Below are 14,493 nucleotides of genomic sequence, written 5' to 3'. Positions count from 1 at the left end.
GGGGCTTTAGAAGAAGATGTGCTGCTGGCTGAGGCCGTAGTGGTGGAGCCGTGCCTGGGCCAGAACCCGGGAGTCGCTGATATCCCAGGTGTGCTTGGCTCCCTGCCCTGCTGCTCTGCGTACCTGCACAAAGTTGAAGCGGTCAGCGGAGTAAATACGCCCGCCAGCTTGAGCCACAGATTCTAAGAAGGCGGTGTCTTCGCCGGTGGAGACGTCCTCAAAGGGGTGGGCCTGGAAGATGCTACGGTAACCTAGCAGGGTCGGGCCTGCGACGAAGTCGGTGAAGCGGTGTTCGCGTTCTGCCGCCCGTACCACCGTTGCCTCAAGGCCTTGCAGGCGCATATAATATGCCTGTTTGCCAACCACATCGGCGCGGGAGAAGCGTAGGGCGTGCAGGGAGTCCTCCAGGTAGTGGGGGCCGTAGAGGTCATCGTCATCCATCTTGGCAAGGACTTGCCCCTGTGCCGCATCAACAAGCTGGTTCAGGCAGTAGCCCAGAGAGCGTTCACTACCTGCGGTCAGCAGGCGTGCCCGCTCAATCCCGGCCTGACGGGCACGGTCCTGGAAGGTGCGAGAATCGAGGGTGAAACCGTGGGTCAGCAGAACCAGTTCAGCTTGCACCGTCTGCTGGCCTACCTGTTCAAGGAGGTGCTCCACCTGTTCAGGGCGGCAGGTAGAGGCAATGACGCTGACACTCGGTTGCCCCAGGGCGAAGGGCCCGGTCAGCTTTCCTTGGCTTGCCAGCGCATTGAGAATGGTCAGTGCCCGGTGGGAATAGGTGTGCTGTGACCAGATGTGTCGCTGGGCCAGGTGAACCTGCCGGTCCCGGTACTCACCGCTTGCTAGTAGGGCGCGGGTTGCCTGACGCGCTTGGTCTTCGGTACCTGCCACCTGGATCATAGTCTCGTCAAAGTAGCTGTTAATAGCGGCTGAGGGGCTGGTCAGTACGGGTGTTCCGCTGGCTAGAATCTCAAAGATTCTGCGGGCGCACATGCTCGGGGAATCCACCACCGAATTGACGTTCAAGAAGACCTTATAGGCCTTATAGGCCACCAGCATCTGCTGGTAGCTCTGGCTGCCCACGACGTGCTCGGTGAGCGGCTGGGGGAACTGGTAGCGTTCGTCCTGACCTAAAAAGCGGGAGAAAATCTCAAAAGGCTCACCGGCCTGGGCCGCTCCGGTGCGGGCACCCTTGAGCAGGTAGTCCATCTGCTCGCGGCGCTCAGGGTATTTATGGGCAAAGTAAGAACCTGCAAAGGCCGCACCGCGCTCTGCTACCCCGTGGTGGGGGCGCACCGGGTTGTGCACTGCTGGCTGGGCGGCAAAAGCCAGAGGATAGACCCGTTCATGCCCCAGCTCTTGCTGGTAGCGGGTGACCATGTTGCTATCGGAGGTAAAAACAAAGTCAAAAAGCGCGGCAGTAGCAAGGAAGTCCTCAAAATGCGGGGGGTCCTCCTTGTTCCAGAAAACAGAGGGGATGCCTTCTTGCCGGGTGTAGGCCAGAAGCTCTTTGACGGCAGGGCGCGGGGCTGATTCCCCGGTTAGGTGGTACTGCCAGGTACCGTCGTTACCGGCCCAGGCAGACTCCACCAGCAGAAAATCAGGCTTCTCGCGTTCTAGGACCTCTCGCCAGTTCTCCGGGGTGATAGCTAAAGTGGTGAACTCAAAACCCCAGGCCAGCGCAGAAAAATCATCCAGAATAGTAGCCACTTTTAAGCCCTCAAAAACCGGAGGGTAGCTGGGGTAGTCTAGGGGCAGGAAGTCAAGACGGTAGCCAGCAGGGGTTTTTCGGTCCTTGCTGACCTGGGGGACCGCGCCGACGGCTTCCTCGCTGGCTAGGCCTAAACCTTTGCCCCCGCTGCGGGAGCGGGAACTAAAGGCCGCACCGCCAAAGTGGTTTGCCATGACCTGACGCCGCCTGAACTTACGGACCTGCCTCAGGCCTCCTCGGCGAAAGTGCCAGAGCGCGCGACGTAGTTCAGAGGGGGACAAAAGCTGGGGCACCGCTACTCCTTGACTCAAATAGGCAGATACAATAAACCTACCGCACCGTCAGCGGCGAATACATAAGGGAGAGCATGACAGTAGGAAATCAGGTACAGAGAGTCTTTATCTACGGCTCTTGTGTTGCCCGCGATACCGCTGAGTATTTGCCTGAAAACTATCGGGTAGTCGGCTACACCGCCCGGCACTCCTTGCTTTCGTGGGCTACCGATGCCAGCTATAAGCTCCCTGCAGACCTGGAGCTGAGCAATAAATTTCAAGATAAGATGCTTCGCGCCGACTGGGCCGGTCAATCCTTGGATTCCCTGCTAGAGACCGCAGACCAGTATGACCTGATCCTGTGGGATATCTTCGATGAACGTCACGGGGTCCACTGGTTTAGCACAGGTGAGGTTGTGACCCGCTCTATCGACTTGGTTGCCTCCAAGCCGGCTATGGGCCTGATTGAGGACGGCACCCACGTTGCCCTAGGCGCTGAAGAGCATTTCCAGAGCTGGTGCGAGAAAGCAGACGAGTTTATTGAGGCACTGACCGAACACGGTGCCCTTGCTAAGGTGCGCCTTCTGCGCCTGCCCTGGGCCGAACAGACCAGTGCCCATGAGCCCACCCCCCTCAGCATGGGAATTAGCGCCCAAGAAGCCAACCAGCTCACGGTGCCCTACTACGACTATGTGGCGCAGCGGGGCCTACCTATCATTGATGTTCCCGCAGACCTTGTGGTAGCTGACCCCGGCCACCAGTGGGGTCTGGCCCCTTTCCACTATGTGCCTGAGGTCTACCACTACCTGCGGGATGCGATCGTCAACCCCGCCCCGGAAAGCTAGGCTCTCATGACCTCCACCGCCAGTAGTGCACCCCTTAAAGAGCAGGCCCAGGACCTGCTCGCCCAGCTCACCGGCGCCCCTGAGGCCCGGTTCCACCCCGGCCAGTTTGAGGCTATCGAAGCGCTGGTAGAGCACCGCCGCCGCGCCCTGGTGATCCAGCGCACCGGCTGGGGTAAATCTGCGGTCTACTTCATCTCGGCCCTGCTCCTGCGCCGCCAGGGCAGCGGCCCCGCCCTGATTGTCTCCCCGCTACTGGCCCTGATGCGCGACCAGGTGCAGGCCGCCGCCCGCGCCGGTGTACGAGCCGCTATGGTCAACTCATCGAACGTGACCGAATGGGCGGCAATCCGCGCTGACCTGGCCGCCGGTGAACTAGACGTTTTGCTGGTGGGCCCCGAACGCCTGAACAACCCGGACTTCCGCCAGAACTGGCTCCCTGAGCTGGTGCGCGCCTGTGGCCTGTTGGTGATTGACGAAGCCCACTGTATCTCTGACTGGGGCCACGACTTTAGGCCCGACTACCGCCGAATCCGTGACCTTATCGCCAACCTGCCAGCGGGTGTGCCTGTTCTGGCCACTACCGCCACCGCTAATGAGCGTGTAGTTGAGGATGTTGCGGAGCAACTAGCAATCCAGCAGGGTGGGCAAGCCGGCCCTGACTCGGTCTTTATTCTGCGCGGCCCACTTTCCCGTGACTCTCTGCGGCTGGGCGTTCTGCATCTGCCCACCGCCACCGATAGGCTGGGCTGGCTAGCAACCCACCTGGGGAGCCTACCCGGCTCTGGGATCATCTACACGCTCACGGTGGCCGCTGCCGAAGACACCGCCGCTGCCCTGCGCGCAGCAGGCTACCCGGTACTGCCCTACAGCGGGAAAACCGATGCGGACGAGCGGGCAGAAGCCGAAGAAGCCCTCAAAGAGAACCGGGTCAAAGCCCTGGTTGCTACCAGCGCCCTGGGCATGGGTTTCGATAAGCCGGATCTGGGGTTTGTGATTCACCTGGGCGCACCCTCCAGCGCGGTTGCCTACTACCAGCAGGTCGGGCGCGCTGGTCGCGGTGCTATCAAGGCCGACGTACTACTTATGCCCGGTAGAGAAGACCGGGAAATCTGGGAGTACTTCGCAACTGCTAGTATGCCCACCCCCGAGAACACCGGTGCTGTTCTTGCCGCTCTTCGCCAAGCAAGCTCCGCGGGGCAGGAACTGACCGTCCCGGCGCTGGAAACTCGCGTGGATGTCAAACGTTCGTCCCTGGATCTGCTCCTGAAGGTCCTCGCGGTTGAGGGCGCTGTTGAGCGGGCCGAGAGGGGCTGGGTAGCCACGGGCGCTCCCTGGCACTACGATGCTCCCCGCTATGAACGTGTGCTCCAGGCGCGCCTGCGTGAACAGCAGGCCATGCTGGACTACCAGCGCACCAGCACCTGCCGTATGGTCTTCCTAGCCCAAGAGCTTGATGACACCACCGCCCAACCCTGCGGTATCTGCGATGTGTGCGCTGGCCCCTGGTACCCCAGCGACCTTGACCCTGCACTGACCGCGCAAGCAGGGATTACCCTCAACCGTACTGGTGTTGAAATTGAGCCGCGCGCCATGTGGCCTAGCGGTTTGGGCTCTCTGGTGTCTGAGGCAACCACGGACCATGGTAAGCCTCTTGGGGGCAGAATCGCCCTGCAGGAGCGGGCCCAAGCAGGCCGGGCCCTTGCCAGGCTCACTGACCTGGGCTGGGGCAATCGCCTGCGAGAAATCTTTGCCCCCGGCCCCGACGGCAGCCCTCTGGACGGGCCGGTACCCGTAGATCTAGGCCGTGCCAGTCTTCAAGTTCTTGCAGACTGGGACTGGGAACAGCGCCCTGTAGCTGTGGTGGGCTTGCCCTCCCCGGTGCGCCCTGCCCTGGCGTCCTCGCTAGCCCGTGGGCTAGCGGCCGCCGGTAAGCTCACCGACCTGGGCGATATGGAATGGGTCAAAGAGCCAGAGCACTTTGGTGGCAACAGCGTCTTTAGATGCGCCGGTGTGCTGGGTGCTTACCGGCTTCCCGACCGAGTGCAAGACTACCTTGCCAGTAGCCCCGGTCCGGTCCTGCTGGTGACTGACCGTATTGACTCCCGCTGGTCTAGTACGGTTGTTGCCCGTATGCTCCGCAAGGCTGGTGCCACCGCCGTGCTACCTTATGCCCTTGCTATTACCCATTAGAACCCCTTTTCATATGAGAGCCGGTGACCGTGCCCACTATCTTTAGCGACCGCCCCCGCAACCGCGACCACGAAGCCCTCATGCGCCTGGCCCTTGACCAGGCTCGTTGTGCCCTGGTCAGCGATGACGTCCCTATCGGGGCAATTCTTGTGGACGCCTCGGGGCAGGTAATCGGCCGGGGCTATAACCGGCGTGAAGCTGATGCTGACCCTACCGCCCATGCTGAGGTCCTAGCCATTCGAGAGGCGGCTGAGCACCTGGGGAGCTGGAGGCTTGAGGGGTGCACCCTGGTGGTTACCTTGGAACCCTGCCTTATGTGTGCTGGCGCAATTTTGCTGGCACGTATCCCTACCGTGGTGATGGGTGCCTGGGAAGAAAAAACCGGTGCGGCTGGGAGCGTCTACGATGTTCTGCGTGATCGGAAAGTCAACCACTGGGTAGAGCTCTACCCCGGTGTGCTTGAAACAGAGTGCGCTAGCTTGCTGACCACTTTCTTCCGCCAACAGAGGTAGTTAAGGTTACGCTATTCATGTGCTCGCAAGACCCTGTTTCTTGCCCACTATCCTGTATATTTGCAAAAGGTAACTGATTTTTTCAAATAAAAGAGGGGGCGGGTGTGAACAGCACTCAAGCGAACGCCATTGTTTATGCACACCAGGCACCTGTTGTCCAAGCCAGCACCCGCCGCCCGGGGCGGACCAACAAAACCCAGCTTAAGCTCTTTCAAGCTGCCATGGATATCATGAGCCAGGGCGGGCCTACAGCGACTACCGTTGAAGACATCGCTGAACGGGCCGGTGTTTCTAAAGGTACGGTCTACTACAACTTTGGGTCTAAGAAGACCATGATCGATCAACTTCTGCAGTACGGCGCTAAGCTGCTGCTGGCGGAAATGACAATGGCGAGCGATAGGGGGCTAGACCCCAAGGTCTCTCTCCGTCAGGCTCTTGAGGCGGCTATTGTCTACCTGCGGGAGCACCCCGGCTTTGCGCGCCTGTGGGTCTCGGAACTGTGGCGAGCTGGCTCTGAATGGTCGCCAACTACCGACCTGATCCGTGCCGATATTATGCGGTTTGTCCGTGAATTGATTAGTAGGCTTTCGACCCGCTACAGGGTGAATAAGGAGCGTTCCGTTGAGGGGCTTTCGCTGATTATATTCGGTGCTGTTTTCATGCTTTCGATGGACGAAACCCGCCACGGTGCCCAGCGCAGTGCCAGCGAAGCCGCAGACTTGGCTATGCTCACCGTCGACGGTTACATCCTGGGCCCTGCCTAGGCCACGAACCGGTCTTGGCCTGTGCTGGCACTGGCTCTAAGTTGAGGCGCTGGGGCATCTAGGGTAAACTTTCCAGAGTTTGGTGACGTGTCCGAGCGGCCGAAGGTGCAACACTCGAAATGTTGTGTACGGTAACCCCGTACCGAGGGTTCAAATCCCTCCGTCACCGCCACAAAGAAAAACCCGTTTAGACTAGTAGAAGCTAGGTTAGGCGGGTTTTTCTATGCCTTAAAATGTCTCTGTGATACTTGTTTGCCCAACAACTTGGCATCAAAGCAGGTGACAAGCAGACCCAGAGAAGCCTGCCCGGAGGCCAACAAGGGGGGCCTAGCTTAGAAGCCTGCGAGCGCCCCATAGTCAGGCAAGTTTCCGTTCAAAGTCAGGGAACAACTAAAACTTTCAAAGGCCCTAGCACCCTACACAGTCCGAGCGACAGATGAAAGAGGTCAAGGGAAAAGATCCCAGGGAGGTGGGGGTTTCTGGTGCCATGGTAGTCATGCTGGTATGCCTTCTAGCAGGCTAGGGGTTGGCAGTCTCCTTGCCAGATGTGCTTAGGCCTAGCCTTCAGGGTGAGGTGTGGCTAGAGGCTGATGGTGCCCTCCCCCAGGGCCTAGGAGCTGATAGGTTTTAACTATGCGTATTAAAGTTCTGGATCATCCCCTGGTCGATCACAAAATTACCGTCCTGCGAGACAAAAACACCCCCTCACCTATCTTCCGGCAGCTGGTTGACGAGCTGGTAACCCTGCTCGCCTACGAAGCCACCCGCGAGATCCGCACCGAACCCATTGAGGTTGAAACTCCCGTGGCTAAAACCGTCGGGTCGCACATCTCAACCCCGCGCCCGCTGATCGTCCCCATTCTGCGAGCGGGCCTGGGCATGCTCGAAGGTATGACCCGTCTTATCCCCACCGCCGAGGTTGGCTTCTTGGGCATGGCCCGCAATGAAGAAACCCTGGATATTGTCACCTACGCTGAGCGTCTGCCCGAAGACCTCACTGGCCGCCAGGTCTACCTGCTTGACCCCATGCTCGCTACCGGTGGCACCCTGATTGAGGCCATCAAGTTCTTGCGCGCTCGCGGGGCTGAGCGTATTACCTGCGTGTGCGTGCTGGGTGCCCCCGAAGGTATAGCCGCTCTGGAACGCGGTGTTGAGGGTATGGCCGATATTGACCTTTTCCTGGCCGCTCAGGATGAACGCCTCAACGAAAAGGCTTATATTGTTCCTGGTTTGGGTGATGCCGGTGACCGTCTCTACGGGGTAGCCGACTAGGGTGCGATAGTAAGAACAGTTGGCCTACGGGCCAAGGTGCCGCCCCTAGTTCTCACATATTAATCAGGCAGGTTGGCTTGGTTCTGCAAAGAACCGCTGACCTGCCTGAGCTGTCCCCACCCCTGAGCGCTGGATTCTGTGACTAGCGGCTTATGGGATAGAGAGGCCTTTCCACATCGATCTTATTGAGAACTCAGGGTATAAATTGGTGCTCGCAGGTCCCTGAACAAGGCCCTTTCCCTGTGAATACGGGTAGATTAGTTAAAAATTTATCTGAATGTTCCTTGCTTTAATTACAAATTCGGACAACGATTAAAGCTAGACAGCGACAACTCCCTCACGCACGGGATGTGCAGTCTAGCTGAGCCACACACTAGAATGCTCGATACACAGGGAGAAGGTAGGCAAATGTCAGGCGCACCGGGATATGTTCACATATCGCAACGCAATCGTTCTGCCGCACAGCGCCAGCAGGGCGCACCGAATCAAGGCCGAGCAATCAGGCAGCAGCCAGCTAATCTTCGCCCCATGACCTACAAGCCAGAACCCCAGCGAGCAGTAGCTCAAGAAAATGAGGCCCGTGGCTTCGTGATCTACGTTGGCCTAAGTGAGGAAGCCGCTGCAGCGCAGGGCACCTCACTGGTCCGCATCGTTCAGGACACCCGCGTCTACGTGCAGAACCAGGTCCCCGGCGCTGAATCTTATGCCGCCGTTGCCCTAGCCCCCTCCGATGCGCAGGGGAGCGACCTCGAAGTGGTTCGCAATGCTCTAGGCGACCCCACCGCAGTGCACTACCAGCCCGAAGCTGGCCAGCACACTAGCCACCACACGGCCGATGAATCAAAGCCCACCCACTCCGTCGGTGTACTCATTGACCTTTCCCGCCGTGAAGTTTACCTGGACGGTGAGATGCTCAACCTGACCTACAAGGAATTTGAGCTCCTCAACTACCTGGTAGAAAACGGCCAGCGCACCGTCGCCCGCGAAGAACTGCTGACCAGCCTGTGGCGAGATGCCGAGGAAGTCCCCAACGAGCGCACTATCGACGTTCATATCCGCCGTCTGCGTTCCAAGCTGGGTCGTCTCTCCAACACCGTACGCACCGTACGTGGCCAGGGCTACCGCTTCTACGAGCACCCCGAGGTCGTTGTCTGGGCCGCACCCGAGTACTCCATCTAAACGGATTTGCCAGCTGAGCCCAGCTCAGCCCAGAACCCTTTATAAGGGTAAGGCCACCCTTGCACCGAGCGGGGGTGGCCTTACCGTTTGTGGTGGTGCCGGGTGTGCCGCCCGATGGGGTTAAAGTAGAGGGTATGACTGCTTCTGTTCTTGCGACCACCGTCATCGGTTCAGGCCCCCTCAAAACCGTCTTTCTGCACGGCCTTTTGGGGCGGGGAAAGAACTTCACCGCTATCGCCAAAAACCTGGGCGAGGGTGTACAAACCCTGCTCGTTGATTTACCCAACCACGGCTCAAGCTACTGGACCGATAGCTTTGACTACCGGCAGATGGCTGACCTGGCCGCCCAAGCTGTAGCCGAGTATGCCGCCGGTGAGCCGGTGGTCGTCATGGGGCACTCCATGGGCGGAAAAATTGCTATGCTCCTTGCCCTGAGACACCCGCACCTGGTCAGCAAGCTGGTCGTTATTGATATCGCCCCCGGTGAGTCCAAGGGTAGCTTCGAGGTGCTCATGGACAGTATGCTGGCTCTACCCATCGACACCTACACCACCAGGGGACAGGCCGATACTGACCTGGCCCGCACCGTTCCTGCAGCAGGAGTGAGAGCCTTCCTGCTCCAAAACCTAAAAATGTCCAAGAGCGGCAACAGCTGGGAGCCCAACCTGGTCATGCTCCGTGAGCACCTAGCGCAGATTATGGGTTGGCCGGGAACAGAACAGCAGTACAAGGGCCCGGTGCTCTGGATCGCCGGTGGCGATTCCCCCTACATCACCCCAGCAGACTTTGAGCCTATGCGCCGGCTCTTCCCCCTGGTACGGCGCTCTGTGATTAGGGGAGCGGGCCACTGGGTTCATTCGGAGAAGCCCCAGGAGACTATCTACTTACTCAGAGGCTTCTTGGGCAACCGCGACTAGGATAGGTGTATGACCGATTTTGCTCTGCCCCGCCACGATGCCCGCACCCTCATCATCATGCGCCACGCCGAGGCTGATTGGGGGCTGGATGATTTCAACCGCCCCCTGACCCGGCGTGGCCACTCCCAAGCCCCTCGGGCCGGTGCCTGGCTGGTAGAGCAGGGCCTAATCCCCGAGATGATGGTCAGCTCAGCCGCCCTGCGTACCCGGCAGACCACCACCTGGGTTTCCGAAGCGCTGGGGGAGAAGGCGCCCACTGCTAGCCTGGATGAGCGCCTCTATAACGCGCCTGCCTCCCAGCTACTGACCACTATTAACCGCACCCCCGAGGCCGTGCATTCGCTGATGCTAATTGCCCACCTACCCGGTGTGCAGGACGCAACCCTGCAACTGGCCCGGCCCGACTCCGACTACGAGGCCCTCATGGATGCCTCCTACGGATTTGCCCCGGCCACTTTGGCTGTATTCCAGGTCCAAGGGGACTGGGGGCAGCTGGTGGACGGTGAAGCTCAGCTGATCCACTGCGTTAGCTTCTAAACCAGAGGCCCCGTGACTAGGGGGGGAGAGCAAACACGAAAAAGCCCGCCTACTCATCGAGTAGGCGGGCTTTAGAGCGGAGACGGGGGGATTTGAACCCCCGGTCGAGTTTAACCCCGACCCTTCATTAGCAGTGAAGTCCATTCGGCCGCTCTGGCACGTCTCCTAACGCTGCTCAGCTTAACCCGTCAACCTGGCTCAGCACCACAGCTTAGACCAGTCTAGCGACAAAAAGAAGCTTGGTCAAAACCTAAGCTTTAGTAGCCGGTAGATGAGCTAGCGGTCATGGCTAGGAGGACTAAGCCAACCAGGGCTATAAACCCCAGTACGTTGTAGATAAGAGCAATCCAGCCGGTGACCTTGCCAATAGTGGCAGCGCTGCCCAGGGATTCTGCCTTTTTAGCCTGCCAAATTGCCAGCGGCCCTAAAATAAAGCCGAATATTATGAGGCCGGCGATGCCAAGAATCGTAGAAGTCTGAGCGGCTTTGTCGGCCTCAACCTGCTGGGGGCTCTTGGTGTATACCTGATGATTGGGGTAGCTGGTCATACCGTTCCTTAGCGTCTGTTAAAGATAAAGCCCATCTCACGTAAGATACATAAGATGGGCTAGGTGCGGATGGTAAGGGATTTGAACCCTTGAGGCGGGGTTGCCGCCTACTGGTTTTCAAGACCAGCTCCTTCGGCCGCTCGGACAACCATCCAAATGTGCTCAAAGCACTCATCCCATGTTACACAGGCTGGAGCATAAAGCAAAATACTAGTTTCTGTGCCCTTGCTCTCGCTAGGGTAGTAAAGTCAGGCAATACCCACCGCACGATTTAGCTGAACCGCCTGCCTAGGGGCAGGAAAAAAAGGGGGAGAGCATGCAGGCCATTGTTGAATCTGAGCACGGAAGCCCCGAGGTTCTGTGCGTCAGCCAGATGCCGGTTCCTGAGCCAGGGCCGGGCCAGGTCCTCCTCAAAGTCGCCGCAGCGGGCATTAACCAGGCCGATCTTGCCCAACGTCGCGGCTTCTACCCGCCACCGCCAGGGGCAAGCTCCATCTACGGGCTAGAGGTATCTGGTGTCATCGAAGCGGTCGGACCCGGAGTGGATACGGCCCTCGTCGGGGAACCAAGAGTTGCCCTGCTTGCAGGAGGTGGCTACGCCCAATACGTCGCGGTGGACCTAGCGCACACTCTGCCCCTACCTGCCGGGGTCAGCTTAGGCGATGCCGCCGGCCTGATAGAGGTAGCCGCAACGGTCTACTCCAACCTGGTGCTCACCCTCGGGGTAGGCACCAGCCCCCAAACCAATCAAGGGGCCAGTCTGCTCATTCACGGGGGTACCGGTGGAATCGGCACCCACGCCATTGAACTAGCCCAGGCACTGGGCCTCACGGTTTTCGCAACCGCTGGCACCGACGAAAAGTGCGACTATGTTCAGAGCCTCGGTGCCCACCCCATTAACTACCGCACCGAGAACTTCCGCCAGATCGTGCGGCAGGCAACCGAAGAACGCGGGGCCAACTACATTCTCGATGTGGTGGGCGGTAGCTACCTCGAAGAAAACATCAAAACCCTGGCCCTGGGCGGTTCCCTCGCGGTGATTGGACTTCAGGGCGGCGCTAAAGGTGAGCTGAACCTGGGCTACATGCTACCGCGGCGGCTGAGCCTGCATGCCACCTCCCTGCGCTCACGAAGTGCCGACGATAAGGCGCGCATTGTGGACGGTGTGCACAGACTTGTCTGGCCCCTAATCGAGAGCGGCGCCATCAGCCTTCATACCGACTCTGTTTTCCCCTTGGAGCAGGCCGCCCAAGCCCATGCCCGTCTCGAATCCGGGGCTCACCGGGGTAAAATTCTCCTGGTCCCTGACGCATCAGCGCATGACTAAAGAGGGGTTACAGGTAGGTGCGCTCTAAACCAAATGTCACATGAGCGAAGCAGTGTGACCTATCACCCAAAGCTCGGTATAGTGTGAGCACGCACACCGCATTAAAACTGGCGGAACACGCACGATCACACTGGAGTGAGCCCATGACACAACAGAGTTCTTCAACTGCGGAGCAGGAACGCCCGCAAGCCTACATAGACCCCGAGGTGCTAGAGCAAGAACACCGCACCTGGACCCCCAAAACCATCGCTATCTGGGTACTGATTACTCTGCTTGGCGCAGTCAGTTGGTCCATGATCGCTATCTTCCGTGGCGAAACCGTGAACGCTATCTGGTTTGTCTTTGCCGCCGTCTGTAGCTACCTGATCGCCTACCGTTTCTACGCCCGGTTCATTGAAGCCAAACTGGCTCAGCCCGATGACCGCCGGGCAACCCCCGCAGAGTACGATGCTGACGGTAAGGACTACGCCGCCACCGACCGCCGCGTACTCTACGGGCACCACTTCGCCGCAATTGCTGGCGCAGGCCCCCTGGTTGGCCCCGTCCTAGCTGCCCAGATGGGCTTCCTGCCCGGGACCATCTGGATTATCGTCGGCGTTATTTTGGCCGGTGCAGTCCAGGACTACCTGGTTCTCTTCTTCTCAATGCGCCGCGGTGGACGCTCCCTAGGCCAGATGGCCAAGGAAGAGCTTGGCACCATTGGTGGTTACGCTGCGATTCTGGCAACCCTGGCCATCATGATCATCATTACCGCCATCTTGGCGCTGGTGGTTGTCAACGCCTTGGGTGAATCCCCATGGGGCGTATTCTCCGTGGGCATGACCATCCCTATCGCCCTCTTCATGGGTGTCTACCTGCGCTACATTCGCCCCGGCAAGGTCGGTGAGATCTCAATTATCGGCTTCGTCCTGCTCATGGCCGCTATTATCAGCGGCGGCTGGGTCAGCCACACCGAATGGGGCGCCCAATACCTGCACCTTGACCGGGTCACCCTGGCCTGGTGTGTCATCATCTACGGCTTCATCGCCGCTGTTCTGCCCGTCTGGCTCCTGCTGGCACCCCGCGACTACCTCTCCACCTTCATGAAGGTCGGCACCATCGTGCTCTTGGCCGTGGGTATCATCGTGGTCCGCCCCGAAATTACCGTACCCGCCGTCAGCGAGTTCGCCTCCCGATCAGACGGCCCGGTGTGGTCAGGCTCCCTCTTCCCCTTCCTCTTTGTCACCATTGCCTGCGGTGCGCTCTCCGGTTTCCACGCGCTCATCGCTTCGGGTACCACCCCCAAGATGGTTGAAAAAGAACGCCAGACCCGCTTTATCGGTTACGGCGGCATGCTCATGGAGTCCTTTGTCGCTATCATGGCCCTGGTTGCAGCTGTCACCATTGACCGTGGTATCTACTTCGCCATGAATTCCTCAGCAGGTGCCACAGGCGGCACCGTGGAATCGGCAGCTCTCTTCGTGAACTCACTGGGTCTAACCGGTGTGCAGGTCACACCCGAGCTACTACAGGGTACAGCTGATGCGGTGGGTGAGCATTCCATCGTCTCCCGCACGGGTGGCGCACCTACCCTGGCCGTGGGCATGGCATTCATTCTGGGCAAGATGCTCCCCTGGTTCGAACTGACTAGCTTCTGGTACCACTTCGCCATCATGTTTGAGGCTCTCTTCATTCTGACCGCTGTGGATGCCGGTACCCGCGTTGCCCGCTTCATGCTGTCTGATACCCTGGGGAACTTCTTCCCCAAGTTCCGCGACCACAACTGGCGGGCAGGTGCCTGGATTACCACCGCTCTTATGGTGGCAGGTTGGGGATCCATCTTGATTCTGGGTGTAACCGACCCCTTGGGTGGCATTAACACCTTCTACCCGCTCTTCGGTATCGCCAACCAGCTCCTGGCTGCCTGTGCCCTAGCTGTCTGCCTAGCGATAGCCGCTAACAAGGGCCGCTTCAAGTACCTCTGGATTATCGCCCTGCCTCTGGCCTTCGACCTGTTGGTTACCGTGGTCGGCTCTTACCAGAAGATCTTCTCCACCAACCCCGCAGTGGGCTACTGGGCTAATCACAACCGCTTCAAGGAGGCCCTAGCCGCCGGTGAAACCTCCCTCGGCGCGGCAAAGAACGTGGAAGCAATGGAAGCCGTTGTGCGCAACACTTTCGTGCAGGGCACACTCTCCATTCTCTTCGTGGTGCTGACCCTGATCGTGGTGATTGCCGCCGTCCTGGAGGTATTCAAGGCCAAAAACGGTCACGCCCAGAAGAGCCACGAGAACCCCTATGTCCAGTCCACCATCTACGCACCGGCTGGCCTCTTCGCCACCCCGGCCGAGCGTGAACTGGAAAAGGAATGGAAGGCCTTCTACGAGAAGTACCCCGACCAGATCAGCGGCTCAGCAAGCCACAGCGGCCACTAGGAGAG

12 protein-coding genes and 3 tRNA genes are annotated in these 14,493 nt (G+C 59.3%); 11 read left to right on the top strand and 4 right to left on the bottom strand.

Translation table 11 applies throughout. From position 1 onward, the window contains the following. Positions 1 to 6 precede the first annotated feature (6 nt). Positions 7 to 2,004, bottom strand: a complete 1,998-nt coding sequence (locus tag ACN085_RS06055; protein ID WP_419110908.1) for a glycosyltransferase family protein — start codon at positions 2,002 to 2,004, stop codon at positions 7 to 9. A 74-nt stretch (positions 2,005 to 2,078) separates the two neighbouring features. Here ACN085_RS06055 and ACN085_RS06050 point away from each other — a divergent pair, with 74 nt between their 5' ends. From ACN085_RS06050 to ACN085_RS06010, 9 genes are all read left to right on the top strand, one after another. Continuing rightward, the gene (locus tag ACN085_RS06050; RefSeq protein WP_419110907.1) at positions 2,079 to 2,828 is read left to right on the top strand and encodes a DUF6270 domain-containing protein; all 750 of its coding nucleotides are present in this window, start codon (positions 2,079 to 2,081) and stop codon (positions 2,826 to 2,828) included. Between the two features lie 6 nt (positions 2,829 to 2,834). Beyond that, on the top strand, positions 2,835 to 5,018 hold the full coding sequence (locus ACN085_RS06045) for a RecQ family ATP-dependent DNA helicase (protein ID WP_419110906.1): 2,184 nt from the start codon (positions 2,835 to 2,837) through the stop codon (positions 5,016 to 5,018). 38 nt (positions 5,019 to 5,056) lie between these two features. Next, positions 5,057 to 5,530 (top strand): tRNA adenosine(34) deaminase TadA, encoded by a 474-nt coding sequence (gene tadA, locus ACN085_RS06040; protein ID WP_419099443.1) that lies wholly within the window; start codon positions 5,057 to 5,059, stop codon positions 5,528 to 5,530. Positions 5,531 to 5,634: 104 nt separating this feature from the next. Continuing rightward, positions 5,635 to 6,294, top strand: coding sequence for a TetR/AcrR family transcriptional regulator (locus ACN085_RS06035; RefSeq protein WP_419110905.1), 660 nt, complete (start codon positions 5,635 to 5,637; stop codon positions 6,292 to 6,294). Positions 6,295 to 6,375: 81 nt separating this feature from the next. Next, positions 6,376 to 6,466, top strand: a tRNA-Ser gene (locus tag ACN085_RS06030). Between the two features lie 461 nt (positions 6,467 to 6,927). Next, the gene (gene upp / locus ACN085_RS06025; RefSeq protein WP_419099061.1) at positions 6,928 to 7,566 is read left to right on the top strand and encodes a uracil phosphoribosyltransferase; all 639 of its coding nucleotides are present in this window, start codon (positions 6,928 to 6,930) and stop codon (positions 7,564 to 7,566) included. A gap of 408 nt (positions 7,567 to 7,974) precedes the next feature. Beyond that, positions 7,975 to 8,745: a winged helix-turn-helix domain-containing protein gene (locus ACN085_RS06020; RefSeq protein ID WP_419110904.1), complete on the top strand. Its 771-nt coding sequence runs from the start codon at positions 7,975 to 7,977 to the stop codon at positions 8,743 to 8,745. Positions 8,746 to 8,879: 134 nt separating this feature from the next. Then, positions 8,880 to 9,662 carry an alpha/beta fold hydrolase gene (locus ACN085_RS06015; RefSeq protein ID WP_419110903.1) on the top strand — a complete coding sequence of 261 codons (783 nt, stop codon included), beginning with the start codon at positions 8,880 to 8,882 and terminating at the stop codon, positions 9,660 to 9,662. Between the two features lie 9 nt (positions 9,663 to 9,671). Then, positions 9,672 to 10,199 carry a SixA phosphatase family protein gene (locus ACN085_RS06010; RefSeq protein ID WP_419104199.1) on the top strand — a complete coding sequence of 176 codons (528 nt, stop codon included), beginning with the start codon at positions 9,672 to 9,674 and terminating at the stop codon, positions 10,197 to 10,199. Positions 10,200 to 10,276: 77 nt separating this feature from the next. On the opposite strand, the gene ACN085_RS06005 is transcribed toward ACN085_RS06010, so the two are convergent. The 3 genes from ACN085_RS06005 to ACN085_RS05995 all read right to left on the bottom strand — a co-directional run bounded on the left by ACN085_RS06005 (position 10,277) and on the right by ACN085_RS05995 (position 10,901). After that, positions 10,277 to 10,365, bottom strand: a tRNA-Ser gene (locus ACN085_RS06005). Between the two features lie 91 nt (positions 10,366 to 10,456). Continuing rightward, positions 10,457 to 10,747 carry a hypothetical protein gene (locus ACN085_RS06000; protein WP_419110902.1) on the bottom strand — a complete coding sequence of 97 codons (291 nt, stop codon included), beginning with the start codon at positions 10,745 to 10,747 and terminating at the stop codon, positions 10,457 to 10,459. Between the two features lie 66 nt (positions 10,748 to 10,813). After that, a tRNA-Ser gene (locus tag ACN085_RS05995) sits at positions 10,814 to 10,901 on the bottom strand. A gap of 162 nt (positions 10,902 to 11,063) precedes the next feature. On the opposite strand from ACN085_RS05995, the gene ACN085_RS05990 reads away from it, so the two are divergent. Together ACN085_RS05990 and ACN085_RS05985 are read left to right on the top strand one after the other, a co-directional pair. Next, complete coding sequence (locus ACN085_RS05990) at positions 11,064 to 12,074, top strand: NAD(P)H-quinone oxidoreductase (protein ID WP_419110901.1); 1,011 nt, start codon at positions 11,064 to 11,066, stop codon at positions 12,072 to 12,074. Between the two features lie 143 nt (positions 12,075 to 12,217). After that, on the top strand, positions 12,218 to 14,488 hold the full coding sequence (locus tag ACN085_RS05985; RefSeq protein ID WP_419110899.1) for a carbon starvation CstA family protein: 2,271 nt from the start codon (positions 12,218 to 12,220) through the stop codon (positions 14,486 to 14,488). The last annotated feature ends 5 nt before the right edge of the window (positions 14,489 to 14,493 follow it).

Source organism: Rothia sp. P4278, from assembly GCF_048512945.1.
In the GTDB taxonomy this organism is placed as follows: domain Bacteria; phylum Actinomycetota; class Actinomycetes; order Actinomycetales; family Micrococcaceae; genus Rothia.
The sequence above is the reverse complement of the archived record's forward strand: the minus strand, read 5'-3'. Positions and strand labels throughout refer to the sequence as shown.

Excerpts from the sequence above, each read along its gene's own strand:
- ACN085_RS06050 (WP_419110907.1), top strand. The coding sequence starts at position 2,079 with ATGACAGTAGGAAATCAGGTACAGAGAGTCTTTATCTACGGCTCTTGT.
- ACN085_RS06045 (WP_419110906.1), top strand. The coding sequence starts at position 2,835 with ATGACCTCCACCGCCAGTAGTGCACCCCTTAAAGAGCAGGCCCAGGAC.
- upp (WP_419099061.1), top strand. The coding sequence starts at position 6,928 with ATGCGTATTAAAGTTCTGGATCATCCCCTGGTCGATCACAAAATTACC.
- ACN085_RS06020 (WP_419110904.1), top strand. The coding sequence starts at position 7,975 with ATGTCAGGCGCACCGGGATATGTTCACATATCGCAACGCAATCGTTCT.
- ACN085_RS06015 (WP_419110903.1), top strand. The coding sequence starts at position 8,880 with ATGACTGCTTCTGTTCTTGCGACCACCGTCATCGGTTCAGGCCCCCTC.
- ACN085_RS06010 (WP_419104199.1), top strand. The coding sequence starts at position 9,672 with ATGACCGATTTTGCTCTGCCCCGCCACGATGCCCGCACCCTCATCATC.
- ACN085_RS06000 (WP_419110902.1), bottom strand. The coding sequence starts at position 10,747 with ATGACCAGCTACCCCAATCATCAGGTATACACCAAGAGCCCCCAGCAG.
- ACN085_RS05990 (WP_419110901.1), top strand. The coding sequence starts at position 11,064 with ATGCAGGCCATTGTTGAATCTGAGCACGGAAGCCCCGAGGTTCTGTGC.
- ACN085_RS05985 (WP_419110899.1), top strand. The coding sequence starts at position 12,218 with ATGACACAACAGAGTTCTTCAACTGCGGAGCAGGAACGCCCGCAAGCC.